The sequence below is a fragment of the Microbacterium sp. MPR-TSA4 genome, assembly GCF_058792815.1.
The window spans coordinates 16,054-35,396 of sequence record NZ_JBXAFF010000029.1; the positions used below are offsets into that span (position 1 = coordinate 16,054).

At 67.2% G+C, this 19,343-nt stretch carries 24 protein-coding genes; 8 read left to right on the top strand and 16 right to left on the bottom strand.

Translation table 11 applies throughout. The features are described from left to right. Positions 1 to 104 precede the first annotated feature (104 nt). Complete coding sequence (locus tag AC1Q49_RS11735) at positions 105 to 848, bottom strand: HNH endonuclease family protein (protein ID WP_269268618.1); 744 nt, start codon at positions 846 to 848, stop codon at positions 105 to 107. After that, entirely contained in the window at positions 845 to 1,135 is a 291-nt protein-coding gene (locus AC1Q49_RS11740; protein WP_269268619.1) for a hypothetical protein, read from the bottom strand. The genes AC1Q49_RS11735 and AC1Q49_RS11740 overlap by 4 nt, the downstream gene beginning before the upstream one ends. Positions 1,136 to 1,503: 368 nt before the next feature. On the opposite strand from AC1Q49_RS11740, the gene AC1Q49_RS11745 reads away from it, so the two are divergent. The 5 genes from AC1Q49_RS11745 to AC1Q49_RS11765 are packed head-to-tail and all read left to right on the top strand — an operon-like array spanning position 1,504 to position 5,966. Further along, on the top strand, positions 1,504 to 2,307 hold the full coding sequence (locus AC1Q49_RS11745; RefSeq protein ID WP_269268620.1) for a hypothetical protein: 804 nt from the start codon (positions 1,504 to 1,506) through the stop codon (positions 2,305 to 2,307). Between the two features lies 1 nt (position 2,308). Next, the gene (locus AC1Q49_RS11750) at positions 2,309 to 2,500 is read left to right on the top strand and encodes a hypothetical protein (protein ID WP_269268621.1); all 192 of its coding nucleotides are present in this window, start codon (positions 2,309 to 2,311) and stop codon (positions 2,498 to 2,500) included. Further along, positions 2,497 to 5,301 (top strand): PspA/IM30 family protein, encoded by a 2,805-nt coding sequence (locus tag AC1Q49_RS11755; protein WP_492492344.1) that lies wholly within the window; start codon positions 2,497 to 2,499, stop codon positions 5,299 to 5,301. Before AC1Q49_RS11750 ends, AC1Q49_RS11755 begins: the two co-directional genes overlap by 4 nt. After that, on the top strand, positions 5,298 to 5,642 hold the full coding sequence (locus AC1Q49_RS11760) for a hypothetical protein (RefSeq protein ID WP_269268623.1): 345 nt from the start codon (positions 5,298 to 5,300) through the stop codon (positions 5,640 to 5,642). Before AC1Q49_RS11755 ends, AC1Q49_RS11760 begins: the two co-directional genes overlap by 4 nt. Before the next feature lie 12 nt (positions 5,643 to 5,654). Next, complete coding sequence (locus tag AC1Q49_RS11765; RefSeq protein ID WP_269268624.1) at positions 5,655 to 5,966, top strand: hypothetical protein; 312 nt, start codon at positions 5,655 to 5,657, stop codon at positions 5,964 to 5,966. Positions 5,967 to 5,971: 5 nt separating this feature from the next. Here AC1Q49_RS11765 and AC1Q49_RS11770 read toward each other — a convergent pair whose 3' ends face one another. Beyond that, entirely contained in the window at positions 5,972 to 6,349 is a 378-nt protein-coding gene (locus tag AC1Q49_RS11770; RefSeq protein WP_298744070.1) for a hypothetical protein, read from the bottom strand. 1 nt (position 6,350) lies between these two features. Continuing rightward, the gene (locus tag AC1Q49_RS11775; RefSeq protein WP_293785178.1) at positions 6,351 to 6,716 is read right to left on the bottom strand and encodes a DUF3846 domain-containing protein; all 366 of its coding nucleotides are present in this window, start codon (positions 6,714 to 6,716) and stop codon (positions 6,351 to 6,353) included. A 142-nt stretch (positions 6,717 to 6,858) separates the two neighbouring features. Between AC1Q49_RS11775 and AC1Q49_RS11780 the strand changes: the two genes are divergently transcribed. After that, complete coding sequence (locus tag AC1Q49_RS11780; RefSeq protein WP_492492347.1) at positions 6,859 to 7,143, top strand: hypothetical protein; 285 nt, start codon at positions 6,859 to 6,861, stop codon at positions 7,141 to 7,143. A gap of 11 nt (positions 7,144 to 7,154) precedes the next feature. On the opposite strand, the gene AC1Q49_RS11785 is transcribed toward AC1Q49_RS11780, so the two are convergent. The 3 genes from AC1Q49_RS11785 to AC1Q49_RS11795 all read right to left on the bottom strand — a co-directional run bounded on the left by AC1Q49_RS11785 (position 7,155) and on the right by AC1Q49_RS11795 (position 9,433). Further along, the gene (locus tag AC1Q49_RS11785; protein ID WP_454115831.1) at positions 7,155 to 8,234 is read right to left on the bottom strand and encodes a hypothetical protein; all 1,080 of its coding nucleotides are present in this window, start codon (positions 8,232 to 8,234) and stop codon (positions 7,155 to 7,157) included. Next, the gene (locus AC1Q49_RS11790; protein ID WP_492492350.1) at positions 8,231 to 9,115 is read right to left on the bottom strand and encodes a Mom family adenine methylcarbamoylation protein; all 885 of its coding nucleotides are present in this window, start codon (positions 9,113 to 9,115) and stop codon (positions 8,231 to 8,233) included. The genes AC1Q49_RS11785 and AC1Q49_RS11790 overlap by 4 nt, the downstream gene beginning before the upstream one ends. A gap of 111 nt (positions 9,116 to 9,226) precedes the next feature. Next, a complete protein-coding gene (locus AC1Q49_RS11795) occupies positions 9,227 to 9,433 on the bottom strand; it encodes a hypothetical protein (protein WP_293785188.1) in 207 nt (68 codons plus the stop codon). A gap of 470 nt (positions 9,434 to 9,903) precedes the next feature. Here AC1Q49_RS11795 and AC1Q49_RS11800 point away from each other — a divergent pair, with 470 nt between their 5' ends. Next, positions 9,904 to 10,671, top strand: coding sequence for a helicase associated domain-containing protein (locus AC1Q49_RS11800; RefSeq protein WP_298744058.1), 768 nt, complete (start codon positions 9,904 to 9,906; stop codon positions 10,669 to 10,671). On the opposite strand, the gene AC1Q49_RS11805 is transcribed toward AC1Q49_RS11800, so the two are convergent. From AC1Q49_RS11805 to AC1Q49_RS11830, 6 genes are all read right to left on the bottom strand, one after another. Then, positions 10,615 to 11,892, bottom strand: coding sequence for an AAA family ATPase (locus AC1Q49_RS11805; RefSeq protein WP_298744056.1), 1,278 nt, complete (start codon positions 11,890 to 11,892; stop codon positions 10,615 to 10,617). The two genes, AC1Q49_RS11800 and AC1Q49_RS11805, sit on opposite strands and share 57 nt — an antisense overlap. A gap of 46 nt (positions 11,893 to 11,938) precedes the next feature. After that, positions 11,939 to 12,985, bottom strand: coding sequence for a hypothetical protein (locus AC1Q49_RS11810; RefSeq protein ID WP_293785194.1), 1,047 nt, complete (start codon positions 12,983 to 12,985; stop codon positions 11,939 to 11,941). Between the two features lie 107 nt (positions 12,986 to 13,092). After that, positions 13,093 to 13,296: a hypothetical protein gene (locus tag AC1Q49_RS11815; protein ID WP_242086188.1), complete on the bottom strand. Its 204-nt coding sequence runs from the start codon at positions 13,294 to 13,296 to the stop codon at positions 13,093 to 13,095. A gap of 59 nt (positions 13,297 to 13,355) precedes the next feature. Next, positions 13,356 to 13,526 carry a hypothetical protein gene (locus tag AC1Q49_RS11820; protein WP_282837871.1) on the bottom strand — a complete coding sequence of 57 codons (171 nt, stop codon included), beginning with the start codon at positions 13,524 to 13,526 and terminating at the stop codon, positions 13,356 to 13,358. A gap of 497 nt (positions 13,527 to 14,023) precedes the next feature. After that, on the bottom strand, positions 14,024 to 15,217 hold the full coding sequence (locus AC1Q49_RS11825; RefSeq protein WP_298744051.1) for a vWA domain-containing protein: 1,194 nt from the start codon (positions 15,215 to 15,217) through the stop codon (positions 14,024 to 14,026). Next, a complete protein-coding gene (locus tag AC1Q49_RS11830; protein ID WP_492492355.1) occupies positions 15,214 to 16,344 on the bottom strand; it encodes an ATP-binding protein in 1,131 nt (376 codons plus the stop codon). The genes AC1Q49_RS11825 and AC1Q49_RS11830 overlap by 4 nt, the downstream gene beginning before the upstream one ends. A 291-nt stretch (positions 16,345 to 16,635) precedes the next feature. On the opposite strand from AC1Q49_RS11830, the gene AC1Q49_RS11835 reads away from it, so the two are divergent. Further along, positions 16,636 to 16,974: a GntR family transcriptional regulator gene (locus AC1Q49_RS11835; protein ID WP_298744049.1), complete on the top strand. Its 339-nt coding sequence runs from the start codon at positions 16,636 to 16,638 to the stop codon at positions 16,972 to 16,974. 20 nt (positions 16,975 to 16,994) lie between these two features. Here AC1Q49_RS11835 and AC1Q49_RS11840 read toward each other — a convergent pair whose 3' ends face one another. Genes AC1Q49_RS11840 through AC1Q49_RS11850 form a run of 3 tightly spaced genes read right to left on the bottom strand, consistent with a single transcriptional unit; the run spans position 16,995 to position 19,270 of the window. Beyond that, the gene (locus tag AC1Q49_RS11840; RefSeq protein ID WP_298744047.1) at positions 16,995 to 17,660 is read right to left on the bottom strand and encodes an N-6 DNA methylase; all 666 of its coding nucleotides are present in this window, start codon (positions 17,658 to 17,660) and stop codon (positions 16,995 to 16,997) included. Positions 17,661 to 17,662: 2 nt separating this feature from the next. Then, positions 17,663 to 18,241 (bottom strand): DUF6927 domain-containing protein, encoded by a 579-nt coding sequence (locus AC1Q49_RS11845; RefSeq protein ID WP_492492357.1) that lies wholly within the window; start codon positions 18,239 to 18,241, stop codon positions 17,663 to 17,665. A 21-nt stretch (positions 18,242 to 18,262) separates the two neighbouring features. Next, a complete protein-coding gene (locus AC1Q49_RS11850) occupies positions 18,263 to 19,270 on the bottom strand; it encodes a DUF4192 family protein (RefSeq protein WP_492492359.1) in 1,008 nt (335 codons plus the stop codon). Positions 19,271 to 19,343: the final 73 nt, after the last annotated feature.

Here is a 19,343-nt window from a genome sequence, read left to right on the forward strand (position 1 = left end):
CGCTCGCAGGCTAAGCCGCGAGCCTCAGCAGGGGTGCGTTTGCAATGCGGATTTCGTGCTTCGGAGGGATAGTCGGCGCCGCCTGGTCGCCGCAAGGTGAGCGCTTAGCTGCAGTCGGCGAGTGCCGAGTAGAGAGACAATCGGTCGGCCTTCGTCAGCTCAATCCCGTAGGTGGCGGCGACGAGAACGAGCCGTGCCGCGTATGTGCAGCGGTAGCTCTGATTCGGGGGGAACCACTCCGGACCGCTGTCGCTCTTGGACTGATTCGTGGGCCCGTCGACGGGTGTGAGGTTGAGAGGGTCGTTCGCGAACTCGAGTCGCTTCTGGTCGCTCCATCCGTCGGCGCCGCGCTGCCAAACCGCAGCCAGGGGCCAGAGGTGATCGATCTGCACTGCCTCGCTGGTTCCCTGCCCCCGGGTAAAGGTGATCGTCTGACCGGTGAAAGGGTCTTCGAGCGTGCCGTTAAGGACAACGCAGTTGTTGGTCTGGGGCTTGAAGGTGATGTCACTCATCCATGCCGCGAGCTCGTCGTTGCGGGTGTCGCAGCCATTGCGATCGACATCCGCCCACCGCTGGCCGAAATAGTCCCGGTCGTAAGGGCCCGTGGTCTCTTCGGTCGTATCGACGGGGAGTTGTTCGAGGGCGGCAGTGATCGCCGTGGTCTCGTAGGAGACAGCATCATTTTCGATAGTCACGTAACCGGCGTCCGTCAGTGCCCGGAGATCGGGGGCCGGCACGACCTGATCAACCTCGGGGGTGAACTGCGTGACGGCGAGAGCGATTGCGGCCGCCGCCGCTGCGGCCGCTGCGGAGTAGATCGTGAACGCACGCCGTCGAGTTCGCATCATGCTGCGAGTCGCCGACCATTGGGGATATCGTCGATGAGTTCCTGGAAACCCGCCGCGGCGTCGAGCATGATCTGAGCGTCGTCGGTCAACCGCTGGACGGCGACACCATCCGTTTCTGCAGCGGAATGATTCAGCTGAACAACGAGGGCGGCCGCGTTGTTCAGCGCCAGCAGACGAGACTTCTCCAGGCGTCGCGCCTCGATCTCGGGAGTACCGCGCTTGGTGGCGGTGGGGTTGGCTTGCTTGTGCAGCACCTTCATCACCTGCATCGCTGTCTGATTCGCCATCTCAACACCTCCTAGTAACTATCCCTGTCAGTTACATTCTAGCGCATTTGGGTTGATGATGCACGCCAATGCTGCGCTCGTCAACGCGAGGGCTTGCGGTCGTCGAGAGGCAAAGCAGGCGGTTGGACTGCGCCAAGGCGAGCATCGAGATCCGGCCGGTGTTCCGCGATCCAGAGGCAGACCTCGGCCCATTCGACGGACGGGTAGGAGCCACGATCGAGCATGCGGTGAGCATAAAGGCCGGCTACGACGGGTCAGGACTGTCGTGGCCCGGGCGGAGGATGCACCTGGGTAAAGAAGCTTGCGACCGAGGTCGAATAATGCCTAATATGTAACTAACAAAGATACCAATAAGGGGGTCTGGGAGAGTGACTACTCAAGCAACGGCCGGACGTCTGGAATCCGTCAGCTCCTACATCGACCCGTACCCGGGCAGGAAGGGCCGTGAACGCATCGTTGAAACGTGCGGAAGATGTGGCGGTACGGGCGTCTACAACGCCCCTAGCAGGGTCACCTTCTACACCTCTGCAGTCAACGACATCACGACGGGGTGCTTCTCCTGTGCCGGCACCGGTGTCCGTTCCTTCCTCGTCTCCTCCGCACGTCAGACCGCCCGACGCCGCGCCAAGGAGGCCGATCGTTCTCGTGGCATCGCCGCACAGATCGCCTACGCGCGAGAAGCGTTCATGGCCCGCCACGGCGCAGTCTACGAATCGCTCGCAGAACAGCATGCGCAGCTTCGACACAACGACCCACTCCGCAGTCGCATCGGCCTACTGCTGGAATCGGCCGAAGAATCACACACGGGCAAGACCGACATCAACGATTGGCGGGCAGCAGCTGAGGCGGTCCTTGAGGAGATCGCCATCCGCGAGGAAGCAAAACGCCCAGTCCCGACCGGCCGCATCGAAATCGAGGCTGAGGTTCTCTCCACGAAGTGGGTAGAGAACGACCACGGCGGGTCGCTGAAAATGCTCCTCGCCGGCGCCGGATGGAAGGTGTGGGGCACTGTCCCGAGATCTCTGGACTTCAACGACCGCCCCCCACGCGGCCACCGGATCGCCCTGACCGCGACCATCGAAGTCAGCGCCGACGATGAGGCGTTCGGGTTCTTCTCTCGCCCGACGAAAGCACGCATCGTCGCGGTCCCACACATCGCCGAGGAGGACTGACATGGCGCACACATTCACTTTCACCATCACCGTCGAGCTGGAACGCGAGCAAGGAAAGTTCGCGACCCGCGACGAGATGGCCGAGGCGATCATCGAGTGGCTGGAGAACGCCGACGAAGGCTCCATCTACGGCATCGGTGCCGACGGAGACAGCACCTACAACACCACCATGTGGGAAGTCGAGCAGGCATGACCGGCAACGAGCTCACACCGCACGTCGGCTCCGATGCGGTCTCCACCCGGGAGTCGCTCGTCGCTGCACGGACCGAGCTCGCCCGTCAACGTGCGTCGTTGGAAGCTGAGCAGGAACAGCAACGTACAGACCTCGAGCGGCAACGCAAGGAACTGGAGGCCCAGTTCGACAAGGCGCGCCGTGAGCTCGAGGCGAGGATGGCTCCGCTAAAGGCGCAGCTGGAACAGATGGCGGAAGTGCTGTGGACCGTTGACCTCTACCTCGGCCGAGACGAAGAACTCCAGCTCGTGCGCGACGGCAAGCCGGCGCCTGCAGAGACCCCTATCACGTTGCGCCAGAAGGTGCTCGTGATGGCGGAGGAGTCGCTGATCATGATGGGCGGCACCTGCACCGGCCTGACCGCTGACAACATCCCCGAGTTCATCGACTGGCTCGTCTCCGACGCCGCCCACCTGGACCGTGTTCTCCCGGAGCCCAAGGGCGTCGTCGTGCTGATCCCCACCAAGGTGGAGTCCCGATCGGGGAACCCTTGGGAGGACGTCGGTCGCAACGCCGCGAACCAGCGCAGCTACTGGCTGCTGCGCAACGGCGAGAAGCTGTACCTACTCACGGTGGATCCCGAGCTCAGGATCCGGGACCGCGTGCTCCCGCGCAGGCGGGAGTTCGTCGAGGTCTTCGACCGCGGCCTGTTCGGCTTTGGGCGGGCATCCGGAGACCCCGTCCAACCGGGCAGCGAAGAGTGGTTCGCGATCGAGAAGATCGCCGACGCCCGACGCCGGCACTACATGCGGATCATGCTCGTGCTGCAAGGCCTCGTCGACCGCACGCCCGTATGGCACCCACTCCCACCCGCAGGGGTCAGCTTCCTCTCAATCGCCGACCAGGACGCCGGCAAGATCCAGCTGATCCAGGACGACGAAGACTCCATCCAACTGGGCGAGGGCGGCGAGAGCTTCGAGCAATGGCAGCGACGCCTCAATAGAAAGCTCCGCCCCGGGCTGCGCATCATCGGCAACTGGGGCGTGCGGGACTTCCGATCCCTCTACGTCGACGGGGACCGCTGGACTCGCGGGTATCACCCCCGCATTCACCCAGGCAACGCCGAGTATCCGGACGCGTACGTACCGCACCTGATCGAAGGGCGCCGTGACGGCGGATTCGTCATCCGCTACGAACGCACTGAGCAGATCTACAAGCGCAACGTGCCCGTTCCTGGCGAGCCTGGCTACATCTACCGCGGCGAAACAGCGGTGCCCGCGAAAGTACGAGCCTCGTGCGTCGTCATGCCCGACGACTCCTGGGTGCTGCCGTTCGATCTGGTCAGCGTCCCCGAGCTCGAACGGTTCCTCTACTCGCGCGATGAGCGCAGCAAGCACTTCCTCTTCATGGTGCCCACCATCCGCGCAGCGCTCGATGCGAAGCGCTCCGAAGCGCAGCAGGAGAAAGACTTCCGCGGCCTCATCGGACAGCTGCTCGTGACAGAGGGTGCGGCCGCCGAAACGATCGACGAGCTCGTTGACGAGCTCGTGCACTGGTGGAAGCTCGCACACACCTGGACCCAACCGCTCAACGGCAGCGGCGCCCACGAGAAACGCGCCGCCGACCAGATCCTCGCCGAGTACCGCTCCCGCCGCGCGAGTGCCGTCGACGACGGAGCCCACCAGATGATCGAGCTGGGCAGTACCCTCCCGGGCGCGATCGCCGTAGCCCGGGACCGGCAGGGCAGATGGTTCGCATACACCCCCTCGCCCGACGACCGGAAGGCGCAGATCTACCTCGACGTGACCCGGCTCTACCGAAGCGGAAAGACCGGCCCCACCTCGCCCTGGCAGATTCTCCCGCAGCGCACCGCATCTGCACTCCACGTCGCCTGGCACACCGAAGCCTGGGCAACATGGACCTTCGGCGCGAACCCCGCTCATCATCTGACCGCACCTGAACGGCGCGCACTCATCGCCGACGCGATCGAGCGCACTCCCGGAAGAACGCTCTGCGTCACCGAACTGTGGGACCACCGCAACCCTGCCTCCCGCAAGCTCTTCACCTACGCCTGGGCGAGAGAAGGAACCCCCGCCGACGCCCAGGTCACCCCCACCCATGACCCGCTCTCATGGCATCAGGCCGACCCCGCCGTGCGCTCCTACGGCTGGGAGGTCACCCGCCGCAACGGAACCGCCACCCTGACTCCGACATCTGATTTCGGAGAAGCCCCATACGCCTTCTCGACCTACTCGGGAGGATCCAAGTGGGGCCACACCCCCTGGTGGCCCTCCGATGCCCACGACTACGGCGAGGCTCGCCCCACACTGGCCTGGGCCGACGAGCAACTCCTCGACGAACTGACCCAATGGCGCACGGCATGCCGCCTCGCCCAGAAGGCCGCAGACGACGATCGCGCCGCATTCGTGGCCGAGGCGAACCGCTACGCCGGCCCTGTCATGGCCCTCATCCAGCAGCAGATCACCGACGCCGCCCACGCGAGATTCACAGAGGACTACGGCACCAACGCCGAAGACCTCTGGCCGGCGCACCTGAAGTCCCTGAAGCTCGACCGCCACCTTCTCCACCCGCGCACCGTACAAGGCCTCATCGCGATCTCACTGCGCGACGCCCACCCCGTCGCCGGGAGAACCCTCGGCGCGCTCGCGGACTACGCCTCCCAACAGGGGAACGCACCCGGCTTCGAATGGCACCCGACCTACACCACCGGCGCCACGCCCGGGAGCCACCGCGTCGATCTCAACGGGTTCGACGCCATCATCGTCCCCGATCCGACCACCGAGGAGACCGGTAGGCCATGAACTACCCCCTGACCTTCACCAAGCAGATCCCCGACGCCCAGCTCATCGACCTGTGCGACCTTCTCGACGGCCGTACCTCGCCATGGCTGATCGCCACCGAAACCGACCTCGAGCAAGCGCAGGTCACCGTGACCCACAATCGCCCAGGCAGCGAGACAGACAGTGCCGTCACCACCGTGATCACCTTCACCGAGATCCTCGCCGCGCTCGCCGCGCTGCACGACGAGGGAGATCTCTGCTGCGCGGCCGCGATGGTCGATGACCACCTCGGCGCCGGATGCGCCGTCGACGCCGACCTCGTATTTCAGCGCGCCCTCTTCGGCGCATCCATCCATCGATAACCAGGAGGAGAAATGAACACCACAAAGACCGCGCCACTCGCAGATGAGCAGGTGGCCACGGCCGTGACCGTCACGGGAACCGTGCGCTCTCCGCTCACACTGATGCGCCGTATCTCCGATCACGTCGCGAGGGTCAGCTTCCGCATCGACGGGGCGGACGGTCCCTACAACGTGCATGCTTCGGGCGCACGCGCGGAGCTGCTCCGGATCGCCGTGCACAAGGGCGACACCGTCACCATCACCGCTGAGCGCGCAACCTTCAGCCACCCCGCACAGACGATCCCCGACCTCGAGGCTGAGTCGGTCAACCTCGAGGTCGCCTGAACGTATCAGGACGAGATCGGCTCAGTGAAGGCGCCGATCTCATCGAGCAGGCACAGGTAGCTGAACGCATCCGTCGGGGCGTCACCCCACGACAGGCCGCCGCTCGCGACGAACATGCGTCCTTCAACAGTGATCACCGTCACATCGCGGCCGAAAAGCCCCCCGTCGCGGATCCAACCATCCAGCGCGGCCGCGATCTCCGCCACGGTAGGCGTGTCCGCATCGACGATGTCCCAGTAGGCCTCTGGATCTACCTGCCCAGCAGTCGCGGCGCTCTGGAACGCGGCCGACGCGCACCGCGAGATCACCTCCACATCAAGGACCGGAGTTCCATCAGCGAGCACAGGAGCCGCGGCGACCGCGATCAACATGTCCGCACCCATCTCACACCGCCTCTCGCAAGACGACCGCGAGTCGCTCGATCTGTCGAGCCCGTTCCTCCGAAAGGCCCCGAGTCTCACCCGCGCCGTCGACACCTCCGGTGAAGATCACCGGCCCGAGGATCGGATTGGCGGCACCGAGATGGGCGAACTGCACCATCTCTGCGAGCGCATTGCGGTCACGCGGGGAGAACTCCGCCCAGCCGTTCTCGTTGGCGAAGAAATCAAGATCGTCGGCCAGTGACACCACCTCGATGTCTCCCTCCACGGCATCCGAGATCACGTCGTACGAGTCATCGCCGAGGTCTACTCGCTGCGTGACAAGTTCGCGTGATACCTTCATCGCCAGCCGCTTCATTTCCCTGCTCATCTCAAACCTCCATCTAGCATCCCTGACAGTTACAAAATAGCAGTAACGTCGGACATTGAGCCGGACAGAGGAGGGCGTCGACCTGCGGGCGTCGATAGCCTGAGCCAGGCGATCTCGATCGAACGAGGTGGGGGAGGGCGACATGGCTGGATTCGCAGACTTCGCGAGAGGGCTTGGGCGGGAGGCCTTGGGGCGAGTGCAGAGCGCTGCCGGCGAGCGCGTCGATCAGGCGTTCGAGGACGGCTTCAATGAGGCAGCGAACCTCTGCGTGCAGGTAGTCGCGGAGGCTGCGGGCGCACTTTCGTCCAAGATGGCGACCGAGGCGCTCACAGAGCGAGAGCAAGCTCAGCTCGCCAGGCTTACTTATCTCAAAGAAGAGATCGAGCGGGCGCTCTACGGCTTCTGGGACCAGCCAGCGTCAACGTAACGGGCTGTGGGTCAGGCGGCCGTCGGACGCTCCTGCTCGGACGGATCGATACCCGGCAGCGCAAGGAGACTGCGATCGCGCGCAACGGTCTTGATCGCGCAGCCCAGTTTCTCGGCGATGCGCCGATCACCCCATCGCTGTGCGTGGAGCCGTCGAACGCACTCTTGCCTGTCGATGTCGCGGAGCTTCACCTGTACCCCGGAGAGGGCGAGATCGACGGCGGCTGCGTCGAAAGACTCGGCGACCGTCTGGTCTCCGCCCTCGTTGTTGGGCTGCTCGTCGGGGTCATCGATGTCGTCCCAGGACAGTGGTCCCACCCATCCGTTCGCGCGCGCTACGGCCTTAGCCTGGGCGGCCCGAGCGCCGGAGCGAGGCTGCGCCCATAGCTCTCGGAACAGCTCAAGCGTCGCGACATATGTCGCCGCTGTCACTCGCTCACGCTGGCCGTGGATCAGATGGGAGAGGTTCGTGACCTGCACGCCGAGTCGCTCGGACAGCTGAGTTTGCGAGTATCCGATCGCCACAAGAGCCTGTAGGCGCCGGATGGTGCCGATCGCGGGGACAAGGGGCGCCGAGATCTGATCCGGGGTCAACATCAGTAGCCTCCGTGCGGCGACCTCGCGGATGCGGCGGGGGGTTCCCTGGCGGGATCTCTTCTCCTTGCCCCTCGGCCCGTAGTAGATGTCCAGGACGAGGGTGCGGGAGACTCGCGCGGCGTCGGCGATTCGCTCGAGCGCGAACTTGCCGAACTCGTGCAGCTGAACGATGTGCGGGCGGACATCTTCAACCGGGACTGTGGCGGGAGAGATCTCGTCCGAGCGTCCGTATGCGATCATGCGGTTGCGTCGGCGCTGTCGCTCCATCTTTCGCAGATGCCGACACCGGTCGCAGCGGCATCCGTGTTCTCTCCAACAGGTATCCAGGTCGTGGGGATGTTCGGCGGGGCAGACGTGTCGGCTGCGGTCGCGTAGCGGCGCGTCGGTCACGGTCCCGCTGCGCCATTCCCGGAGGTAGTGCATCCTGCACAGGCCGCGGGCGGTCACGGGGCGGCCGCATTCATCCACGTCGCAGTGGCGGAGCGGTGCGTTCACGAGTCGGCGCTCCTTGAGGGGGCGACGATCGGGGCCGGGAGTCGGTGCGTGTCAGCTTTCGGGTTTCGGGTAGAAGGGACCGCAATCGTGAAGCCGCGTCGCTGTCGGCGTGTGCCGATCGGCCAGGCATAGCGGAAGTTGCCCGGGTGCCGCAGACGAACTGCGCCGACGTCGTCCAGCGCGGACCGCAACCAAGCTCGGGGGTCTTGGCTGATGGGCCGAGGAGCTGCGCCGAGGGCGACCAGGTGCCTCTCTGCCGCGGCGCTGCCGCTCTCTTGGAGCCGGATCTTCGACAGTGTCCGCTCGGACAGGACCGTGCCGTGGCGGGGAAGGTAGATGAGGGTGCGTGCGGTCGACCGACCGCAGGCGATTGCGCCGGCGCCTTGGTAGCACGCGCCCACGTGTCCGGGGCTGATGGTCTCGACGACCTCTGCCGCGGTCCCATCCGGCAGAGTGCGGGTAGTAGTGCGCTGGCGGGGGAGAGGGTCGGCGAACGAGACGATCCCGCGCAGACCGACCGCAGCCGCTTGTCGCCATACGCGGGCCAGGAACCAGCTCTCAGCGTTCGCGGGTACGGGATCGGTGAGGACGAGTCGACCCAGCTCCAGCGACTCGGTGAAGGGCTCCAGCTGAGGGAAGACATTGGTGAGGACCGACGCAGTCATCGGCACACTCAAGCAGGCGACGCCGACAAGGCCGAGGCCGCCCGACAGAGGCGTGGAGTCATCGATCAGGCGGTCGTCGCGCGTGAGCAATCCCCACGAGAGCCGCGTCGCCGGCAGCGTGCCGGCGTAGTGGTGGCTGGCGACAATCGAACGGGCGAGAGCCTCAGGGATGGGCCTTACGTCGAACAGCGTCGCGTCGAAACCTCCTTCGCTCACATGCCGCCAGCTATGCCGGCCGCCGGTCCATCGCTGGCAGTAGGGACTCGACGGGTTCCTCGAGGTCGGCGGCTGCCCGCCCGGCGCTCCATTCACGTCGGTAGTCACGGGTCAGTCCTCAGTGATGCGCTGCAGCGTGTCGACGATGGTCGCGCGGCCCTCAGCGGTGATCGAGATGGTGCTGAGCAGCGTGTACCCGGCCACGGCGTAGTCGTCGAGGTCCTCCTTGCGGCGGGCGAGGGCGCGGTTGCTCTCGTACTCGGTGTCAGCAGCAGTGCTGACGGTGGTGCGGACATATCCGAAGCTGATCCGACTCATGTGTGCTCCTGTTCGTATCCCTGACAGTTGCAAACTATCATTGACTCACGACATAAGGGCAGAGAACCAAACGGGCGGCGTACTGGAGTGTGTATCGCCGCCCGCGCTGTCGGGGGTCGACAGTAAGGTGTCTAGTTATCCCGTTGTCAACGGACTAAACATGCGAGCAGAGGGCGCAATGAACGAGAATCAGCACCGATTCGCCGGGGGGCGTATCGACGTCGATCGCGCGGGTTCATGAGTGGCCGACGTGGCGCCGTCCGAGGCCGCGCGGAGCGCGCGATCTGCCCGGAGTGCGGCCGCGACACCGCGGCGATGTGGAACGCCGATATGACCGCCCTGCGCATGACATCGACCTACTTGCTGGCACCCCACAACATCGCCCCCGGCACAAGATGCCGAGGATGGATGATCGGCAAAGACGACCTGGCGCCGAGATCTCCCAAGCTGAGCGCAGACGGAACCGAACAATGACCACGAGACCCACAGCCTGGACCGAGTTTCTCGAGCAGCTCGATTGGTGGATCTCGCAGCATGGCGACGGCAGCGTTCCGCAGGCCGCCACGAGCTGCGCTGACGGCGTCGACTATCCGCTCGGCCAGCGGGTGAAAAACCTGCGCATCCGTTACCGCGCCGGAGCGCTCAGCGCCTCTCAGATCGCCGATCTCGCCTCCAGGGCGGGATGGTCGTGGGATGGGTACTCTGCCCGGTCCTCGAAGATCTGGTCGGAGCACCTTGCGCAACTGAAGGCGCACGTAGACGAGCGCGGAGGACTTGACGGGCTGGAAGGCATCAACGCGCCGCTCTCAAGATGGCTCAGACAACAACGCAATGAGCAGCTCACGGCCATGCAGCGACGTGAGCTCGCACGGATTCCCGGCGCGCTCGAGGAGCGCAAGACCCGACACGGAGACTTCCTCAGAGCGCTGCGAGACTGGATCTCCGCGGAACCCGAGCGCGACGCCGGCGATCTGAGATACGCAGACACCCACAACATCGGCGGCCACCGCATCCCACTCGGCCGCCGCGCCGCGTACTGGCGTGAGCGCTACGCAGCCGGCCAGCTGGATGCCGCCGAGATCGCTGCGCTCGCCGCAGTTCCCGGATGGGACTGGACGCCCCCGACACGGCGAGCCCCCTCACCCGCCGACGTGCCGAGCGGACCGGCGCCGGCTACCGGATCACCCTGCCGCGATCAGGCGGCTAAGCAACTGCCCTTGAACAGCGATCCGCGCTGACTGGGGATGCTCGGCCAGCGCCGCAGCGAGCAGATCGGGAGAGCGCTCATCGGACACCACCGACACGTGCGCACGGTGCCGGGAGAGCGCCACGCACAACCGGCCGAGGTCGAGCGCGAAGCTCTCTTCCACGTCGTGACCCAGCAGCGGATGGATCGCGACCACAGCCTCTCGCTGAAGCCCTTGCGCCTGATTGATCGTCCCCACGAACACATCGGGCAGATCGGCCAAGCCCGCCGCCGCGAGCGCGGCCTGCTCGACGTGAGGGGCGATCACAGCGACATCGGCAGCTTCGATCAGACGGGTGCCGTCCGGGGTCGCGACGGCGGCTCCGGTGACGAGATCGCGGACGGTCTGTGTCGCGGCGAGGATCACGTGCGGGTCTGCGGTGCCGCCAGTGGCGGGCATGGGCAGTGCCCTGTATTCAGGTAGCGGCTCGCCGTCCAGGGTCAGATGCCGCGGTGGTCGGGCGGAAGTGAACGGGAGCGCGGGATACAGCGGCGCGAGGAGGTCTGCGGTGTCCTGGCCGAACCGCCAGGTCTGCGGCAGTCGCAACCGTGCCACCTCGTCGCCGTGCGCGGCGACGAGGGCTTGGGGGGCGGGAACGTGTGGTCCGGTGGTCTGTGCGTCCCAGCGCCGCGTTTTCCCGGTAACCACAGGGTCGATCTGCCCCGGGTCGCCGACGAGGACAAATTGATCGGCGAGCGCTCCGAGCGCTCCGAGGTCGGCGAAGGTGAGTTGGTAGGCCTCGTCGATGAGGAGTACGTCGAAGTGGACGCTGCGGTTGCTGGGAACCCACAGCCACCGAGCGGTGGTAGCGACGATGACGCCGTTGCCGGGTCGGAGCGTGCGGGAGTTGGTGAGGTTGACGCCGGGGTTGAGGGTGCGGGGGCGTTCCTTTTCGGCGTCTACGTGGAGGATCGTGGGTGCTCCGGTGGCGGCGGTGCGATTGGCGACGTCCACGGCTTGCGCTCGGGTCTGCGCGGCGACGGCGACGGTCATCCCAGCGCGGGCGTGCAGTTGGTGCGCGAGTCGGGTGATCAGGTGGGTCTTGCCTGCTCCGGGCGGCGAGTCGATGACTACTGCCGGGTCGCCGCTCCATACGGAGAACAGCGCTTGCGCGAGGGTGGGGTTGCGCAGGTGGTCCGTTGCGCTCGCCGCTGCGGGTTGAGGCGGTGTGGTGGAGGGTGTCGGGGTGGTCGCGGTGGGTGCTTTCCTCATATCTTCAATCTACCGAGGGCCACCGACACCGGGATAAGTAGACAGATTAGCTGTCGGCCGCGGCGACAATGACGTCGAGAGGTACGTCACCGCGGCGAGAAACGGGCTTACCTCGCCCGGCGATCCAGTTGGTGCCGCGCCGGTAACCCGCAGCGGCCAGGCGGCGGGCGTTGGCCTGCATGTTCGGATCGACCCGCGCGGGGCGGAGGGTAACCCGGTTGCCGACCTTGACCTCGCGGTGGCGGCGGGGGATGCCGCTCACGGTGACTGTCAACTGCGCGGCGGGGTCGATGGTGGCCGCGGCGACCGTCCCGGTGAGGCATTCGACTGCGCCTGCATGCACCGGGTCGCCCGCCCATGCGCTGACCTTCGTGCCGACGCGTAGCCTGCTCAGCGGGCGGTCGGCGGCGATCACGGCGGCATCGTCGGTGCGAGCGATAACGAGGCCCGGGACGAGCGTTCCGTCATGCGAGGCGGCGAGCGCGACGAGAGGGTCTGACAGTCGTAGCGATTCGTACCACTCGGCTGCGTGGGAGCGGCTGATCAGGCCGAGGGCGGCGTCGATGCGGGTGTCTTTGGCCCACCAGGGGCGTCCTGCCGCGAGGCGCTTGGTGTAGCGCTCCCAGGAGGCGGTGTCGAGGATGCTGGCGTGGAGGATGCCGGGTAGGAGGGGGCCGGAGGTTGTGCGGCGTGCGAGGTCGAGGAGCCGTTGGGGGCCGGAAGTGGTGACGCCGAGCCAGTGCGACCAGGTGTCGACGTCGCGTTCGCGGTCGGGGTGGACGCCGAGGGTCCAGCGCAGCCGTGCAGTTTTGGTGACGACGTGTACGGCGTCGGTGCCTGGGTAGTCGAGGCGGTCGTCCCACCACCCGATTACGGGGGATGCGGCCGCGTCGGGGTAGGCGCGTGCGAGCGCTGTGAGGGTGGCGAGGTCGCGAGAGGTTCCGACGACGACAGGGCGACGCGGGGCGGTGATGGTGGCTCCGAGGGAGGCGAGCGCGTCCAGGCCTGCCCGGTCGGTGCCGGTGATCGTGCGGCCTGTGGTGTCGTCGGCGGCGGTGAGATAGACGTGCTCGCCGTCGGTGTCCACGGTCACGGCGATGCCACCTGTCGGGGGGATTGCGGGTGCGTATGCGGCTGTGCGGACGGGGGTGGAGGTGTGCGCTGCGCGGAGTCGAGCGCCGAGGTCGAACTGTGCGCGGCTCACGCTGTCGCCGTCCCTTCAGCGGCGGGGATGGTGGTGTCGGGCACCTGCCAGCCGGAGCGGATCGCGGCGGGCGTGAGGGGGTCGCTCGTGTTGGTGGCCAGGTCGTCGAGCACCGTGCCGAGGTCGGTGCCTGCGGCTGCGCAGATGCGGTCGCCCAGTCGCAGGAGTGTGGGGTCGATGGGTGGTCTCGATTCGGTCATTGCGTCCTCCCTCTGTCTACTTCCAATCTACAGAGGGCCACCGACACCGGGAGAACTAGTCACAGAGTGCGCACGTCGTTGTTGACGCAATCGGGCTGACGGCAGATCCATCTTTCGGCATCCGCGTCGGGCGTCAGCTGATGCAGGCATGCCGGGCAGTTCGGCACGTCCATGGATACGTGGTCGCGATCGATCCGGCGTTCCCGAGCTCGCGCTACCTCATCGCTCATGGCCGGAGCCTATGCTGAGGTGTTCGGTCGTGCACGATGAGAGCATGCAGCAGACCACAGCGCCGACGCCCCCTCCACCTCGAGTCCGCGGATGGTGGCTGATTGCGTCCGGAGTCGCACTGATCGCCGCGTTGGCAGCGCCGTTGTGGATCGTCCCTCACCTGGCCGACCCTGTAGCGGCCGCGGCGTGGATCGTCGTCGGCGGAGTGATACTGAACGGCGCCGGCATGGCGATACGCGCGGGAGTCCACGGCGCGCCGCGCGGATCGTTCATGGCGTGGATGGACGGAGCCGGCAAGGTGCTGAGCCTCGTCGGGTGGAGCTCCGCGCTGGTGTTCGTCGGGTTCAACGCTCTCCGCAACACGTCATCAGCCGGCATTGGACCGGCCGCCGCCGTGATTACCGGGTCTGCGGTCATCATCGGTGGAGCACTGTTCCTCTGGGGCGGTGTCTTGCTGATTGTGTCGTGCCGGGCGGACCCGGCACCAGCTGACGGGTCAGGCGGCGGGAACGTGGATGCCACGCGCCCAGACGGGGAGCCTACCCATGCCGCGCTCGCGGGTGAGCACCGCGATGAGGCGGGCGCGGGTGGGGCGGGACGGCCAGGGGGTGTCGCCGTCGGTGAGGACGATGATCACGTCCGGGCGGGGGGTCAGTGACTCGGCGGCGTCGATCCCGACTGTCATATCTGTTCCGCCGCCTCCGATCAGCTGAACGTCGCGCGCGTGTCGCACGTTGCGGGTGCGGTCGGCGTGAGCGTCGCAGGCGATCACCTTGACGGTGCCGCCGACCGCTTTGATGACACCGCTGACCTCGCTGAGCGCGGTGTCCAGGTCGGCGCGGGTCATACTCCCTGACGTGTCGATCACTACCGCCGCCGTCACGCGCGGGGCGCGCATGGCGGGCGTGACGATCTGAGGGAGGCGGCGGCGGCCGGGCCGGGTGTACGTGTACGTGATCCGGCCTGTGGTGAGCGAGGCTGCGCGGCGCACCATCCCGGCGAGCACCTTCCGCCACGGCACCGTGGGCGCGGCCAGTTCCTCACCGGCCCACCGCGATAGGCCCGCGGGGACGGTGCCGCGCCCCGTCGCCTCAGCATCGCGCACGTCGTGCGCGACCTTGCGGCGCGTGATCGTCACCTGGCCGTCGTCCAGTCCCGGCATCCCGGGAGCATCCGGTGCAGGTTCCCACGGTTGACGAGGGTCGCCCGCTCCCGACCCGCATCCGATCTCACTCTGTGACGGCTGAGGCGAGATCGCGGCGTAGTAGGCCTCCTCGACGCCCTGAGCGGGCAAACCGAGGCTCGCCGGTGTGACAACCCATTCCGGCAGCGGCAGCCCCGCAGAGAGCAGATCGTCATTGATCGCGGCATCCGCGGCGATGTTCCACCGCTCGTGATCCACCGGCCCGGGCAACGCCGCGGCGCGCCCCGCGTGGTCGCGCACCAGGTGGAAAACCTCGTGCACGAGAACGGCCCCTGACACTTGCGGACCCCACTCGGCCAAGGTCATCGGATCGACGTACAGCCGCCAATGCGCGTCCACGGCGAACGTGGCCAGCCCGACCGCGGCGAGCGGCCGCACAGAGAACAACGCGTGCGCCAGATACGGGGCCGACTCGACGGCGACCAGACGGGCCGCGGCGAGCGCTCGCCGTTCGTCGTCGGTGAGGGGGCGGATGGTGGGGTTCATGCTGCGGCCTCCTGGGGGATCAGTCCGGCGTCGGTGAGGATCGCGAGGAACGCGCGGGCGCTCGCCGGGGGGCGGGTTCCGGTCGGGCGGGACTTGAGCAGTGCGCGCGCGTTGGCGGCGGCGACGTCTTGCAGGCCCGCGGTGGCGGCGACGGCGAGGGGTGCCCACGCGGCTGTCCAGCCGGTCTTGGTGCCGTCTGCGGTGGCGTACGCGGTGACGGCGGTGAGTGTCGCCCACGCGCGGGAGGGTTCGAGGGTGTCCCAGGGGACGGACTCGGGGTCTGCCAGCACGTCGGCGGGGTCGGGGAGGTCATTCAGGGAGCGCCAGGCGATGAACTCGGTTGCCGCTCCCTCCCCGACCAGGCCGGTCGCGGCCAGGAGGTTGGCGGGCGTGTCGCCCGGGTCGAGGAATGCGAGCACGTCGGCGGTCATCGTCCAGGTGCGGTGCGAGGGCCAGGCGCGCCCGCTGGCGGCATCGTCGCACGGCAGAGCGTGCAGCAGGTCCGGCCGGGTGCGGATGAAGGATGCGACCTGAGCGCGGCTCGCGGCGCGGAGCAGGGGCGAGTAGTCGAGGACTCGCCCTGACGCGGGCACGTGGAAGCCGGTGGTCATGCCGTCGATCCAGTCATCGGTGGCGGGTTCGTGATCGATGTGGAGGAAGCGGTTGGCCATGGGCGCAGCCAAGTCCCACCCGTCCGCGGCCTGCTCGGGCGGGTTCGCGGCGGCGACGATTCGAACCCCTCGCGGAAGGGTGAGATCGCCGACCACCCGGTCGAGCACGACGCGCAGCGCCGCGGCCTGCACGGCGGGTGGTGCGGTGGTCAACTCGTCGAGGAACAGGTAGCCGTCATCGGCTCCGGCCAGGCGGACCGCCCAGGCGGGCGCGGCCAGTTCGACGCCGGTGTCCTGCACGACGGGCAGGCCCGCGAAGTCGGCGGGTTCGCGCAGTGACGCGATCACGGTTTCCATGGGGATGCCCTCGGCGTCGGCGAGCGCCTGCAACAGCGACGACTTGCCGATGCCGGGCTTGCCCCACAGGAGCACGGCGACCCCGGCGCGGCCCGCTGCGCGCATGACGGTCAGCAGGGGGTTGGACTGGCGGTTGAGGGTGGGGAGTGCGGTGGTCATCGTGGGTCTCCTCACAGGTCGAAGTAGTCGTGGGTGCTGGCGAGGGCGAGCTCGGCGAACTCGGCTCCGTAGGTGGTCGCGTAGTAGTCGGCGACCGTTTGGGCGAGGTTTGTGGTGGCCATTTCTGATCCTCCTAGTAACTGGTATCCCTGACAGTTACAAACTACTAGGGGTGTCAGACATTGGGGGCGGCTTGCCGTGTGGTGCTGCGACGACGGGGGCGGGGGTTGACAGGGTGCCGCGAAGACATAAGATCAACACATCTAGTGTTGTTGAGGGATAGGGGAACGTATGTCAACCGAGCCGCGGTATCGCGCGATCGAACGCCACCTTCGGAACGTGATTGCGGGGGCAGAGGTGGGTGATCTCCTGCCCACGGTCGCTGACCTGTGTGAGAGCTTCGGGGTGAACGGCGTACAGACGATTCGTAATGCCTATGAGCCGCTCGTGGAGGAAGGGCTCGTCGTCGTTCAGATGCGCCCCCGCCGCCGGTGGACAGTCGCGCGCGTGGATTCAGTGCCCGAACAGACTGCCGGCCGCGACGTCCTCGAGGCGCTCGCCGAGCTCGAGGAGGAGGCCCGGGAGCACCTGGGGCGCATTGTTGCGCTGCGGGAGCGTCTGGCCGCCTGAACCGGCGACACCACCGATCGCTAGCGATCAGCGAGCGCGAGCCGGTATGCCCAGCCGCCGAGAACGTGGGCGGGAGTGGGCCAGGTGTCGAAGTGTTCCAGCGTCAGTGAGTTGCGGCGGTTGACGAGTGCGGGCACGCCGAGAAGCGACAGCTGCACATAGCTCATGTGCACGGCGATCGCGCTGATGTCGTCGGCGGTCACGTGCACCTTGGTCTGATACTCGATGCCCTGCGCCGCGAGCGCTTGGGTCATCGCGATCATCATGGCGCCGGCGCCGCAGGCGGGTTCGTAGACGGTCAGGAACGGGCGCGTGAGCAGCTGCGTGGGTGCGTCGTGGATCTGCATGCTGGCGATCAGCTGCGCGACGCTGTAGGGGGTGAAGAATTGCCCCTGGTCGCGGTTGGCGATGCCCAGCTGCATGTAGGTCTCGCCGAGCACGTCGCGCGGATGCGCATCGAGCTCGAGCGCGACGAGGGCGAGCGCCTCGGCGAAGCGATCCATCTGTGCGGGGGTGTAGTGCGTTCGGGTGCGTTCGTAGTCTTCTTCCCGTGCCTGGTATCCGTTGCGGTCGACCCGGTTGCGGATCGCCGCGGCCGCCATGGCGCAGAAGTCCTCGAACACGGTGCGCAGGTCTCGTGCGCCGGTGTTTGCGCGGAGCACCTTCACGATGCGAGAGGTGGCCATGATCACCGCCCCGCCTTCTCGTAACGGCGGGCTCGCCACCGGGGGATGCGCACGCGGATGCCGTGGTCGACCACGCGCAGAACGTCACGCTCGATCACCTCGAACTCGGTGGTCGGGGTGGTCTGCAGCCCGCCGGCGAACGTGAACGGCTCGGCGAAGCGGATGCGCTCTCCGCGGCGCACACGAGGCTTCGACTCCGCGAGCTCGAGGTTCGCCCAGCAGCGCGCGCGCCACGCTTGGGCGTGCTCATGCGTCGTCGGGGTGAGAGCCTCCAGCACGGCACGGGGCGCGTGGGACGCGACCGGTCCCACGGTCTCGTCGAGGTCCTTGTACGTGAAGTTGTAGTAGCTCGACGGCGCGATGGCGTAGAGCACCACGAACGCGAACACCTCGCCCGCGTGCGGGTGCCCTTCGTCGTAGCGCACGGCGGCGTAGAACTCGTACGGCCAGTCGACGGTGCCGGCCACGTAGTCGGGGTCACGGCGGGTGCCGCTGGCGATGATCGTGGCGCCGGTGAAGTAGTGCTCGAAGAAGGTGCGGACGGGGACGCCCGCCTCCTTGTGAGTTGATGTGCTGCCCATGATCGTGTCTCCTCTCGCCGGTCAGTTCTCGAAAGCCCAGGAGGGCAAATGCGACGCCTGGATGAAGCTCGCCACGATCTCGGCGAGGCCGTGGCTGGGGTCGATGGCGAGCGCCTGGCGCGCATAGTCGGCGGCGTGGGTGGAGCGTCCGAGTGCCCAGGAGAGCCATGCGGCTGAGGCCAGGAGGCCCGCACGCACCGGCTGAGGTGTCAGGGCGGTGAGGTGGCGGACGGTCGTCAGAGCCGCGCTGAGGCGGGCCGCGTCGGGCCGGGGTGCGTCGCCCCACATGATCGCGGCGAGGTCGGCGGGGTACTCCTCGCCGCGTTCCCATCCGGCCTGTGCCTCGGCGGCGCGCTCGCCGCCTGCCTGGTCGCGGGCCCACTGGACGAGAGCGACGTCGCGGAGAGCGGGTCGGCTGAGCGCGAAGATGAGGCAGGCGGCCTCGAAGGGGTCGATCTCCTCGGCGGGAGTGGTCACGGCGACCTCGCCGAGGGTGATCCAGTCCGTCTCAGCGACGTCGCCCAGGCCGAAGCCCTCGAAGGCGGTGTTCACCTCGCAGAGGCGGGTGTCGTCAGCGGCGGGGATCTCGGTGCCGGCGTGCTGTGAGGCCGCAACCGGGTGGCCGACGGCGAGCGCGGTGTTGATCTCCGCGAGCGGTCGCGGGTGGTCATCTGAGAGATAGCTGCCCCAGCCGTCACGGGCGACGTAGAGGGCATCCGTGACGGACAAGCCGCACTCGTCCGCGCGGGCCAGCAGGGCGTTCACGAGGCCACGCGAGGCCTCGCTGTCGTCGTCGGTGTAGATCACCACCGCCATGCGGTCAGCGGTCGGCACTCGGCAGATGACGCCGACGATCGAACTGGCAAGTGAGCCCGAACCGAGCGTCGGGTTCAGGTCGAACCGAGCGGCGCCGACGGTTCGGCTGCCAGCGAAGGGGATCGCGACGATCGAGCGGGTGGGGGTGTAGCCGATGAGAGCGGGCACGAGGCCCAGGAAGTCTGCGGCGCTGGTGGCCTTGATCACGTCCATGGTGGTTGCTCCTTTGTTGGTGTGTTTCCCTGACAGTTACAAACTAGTAGGGGGGTCGGACATTGAGGGGACG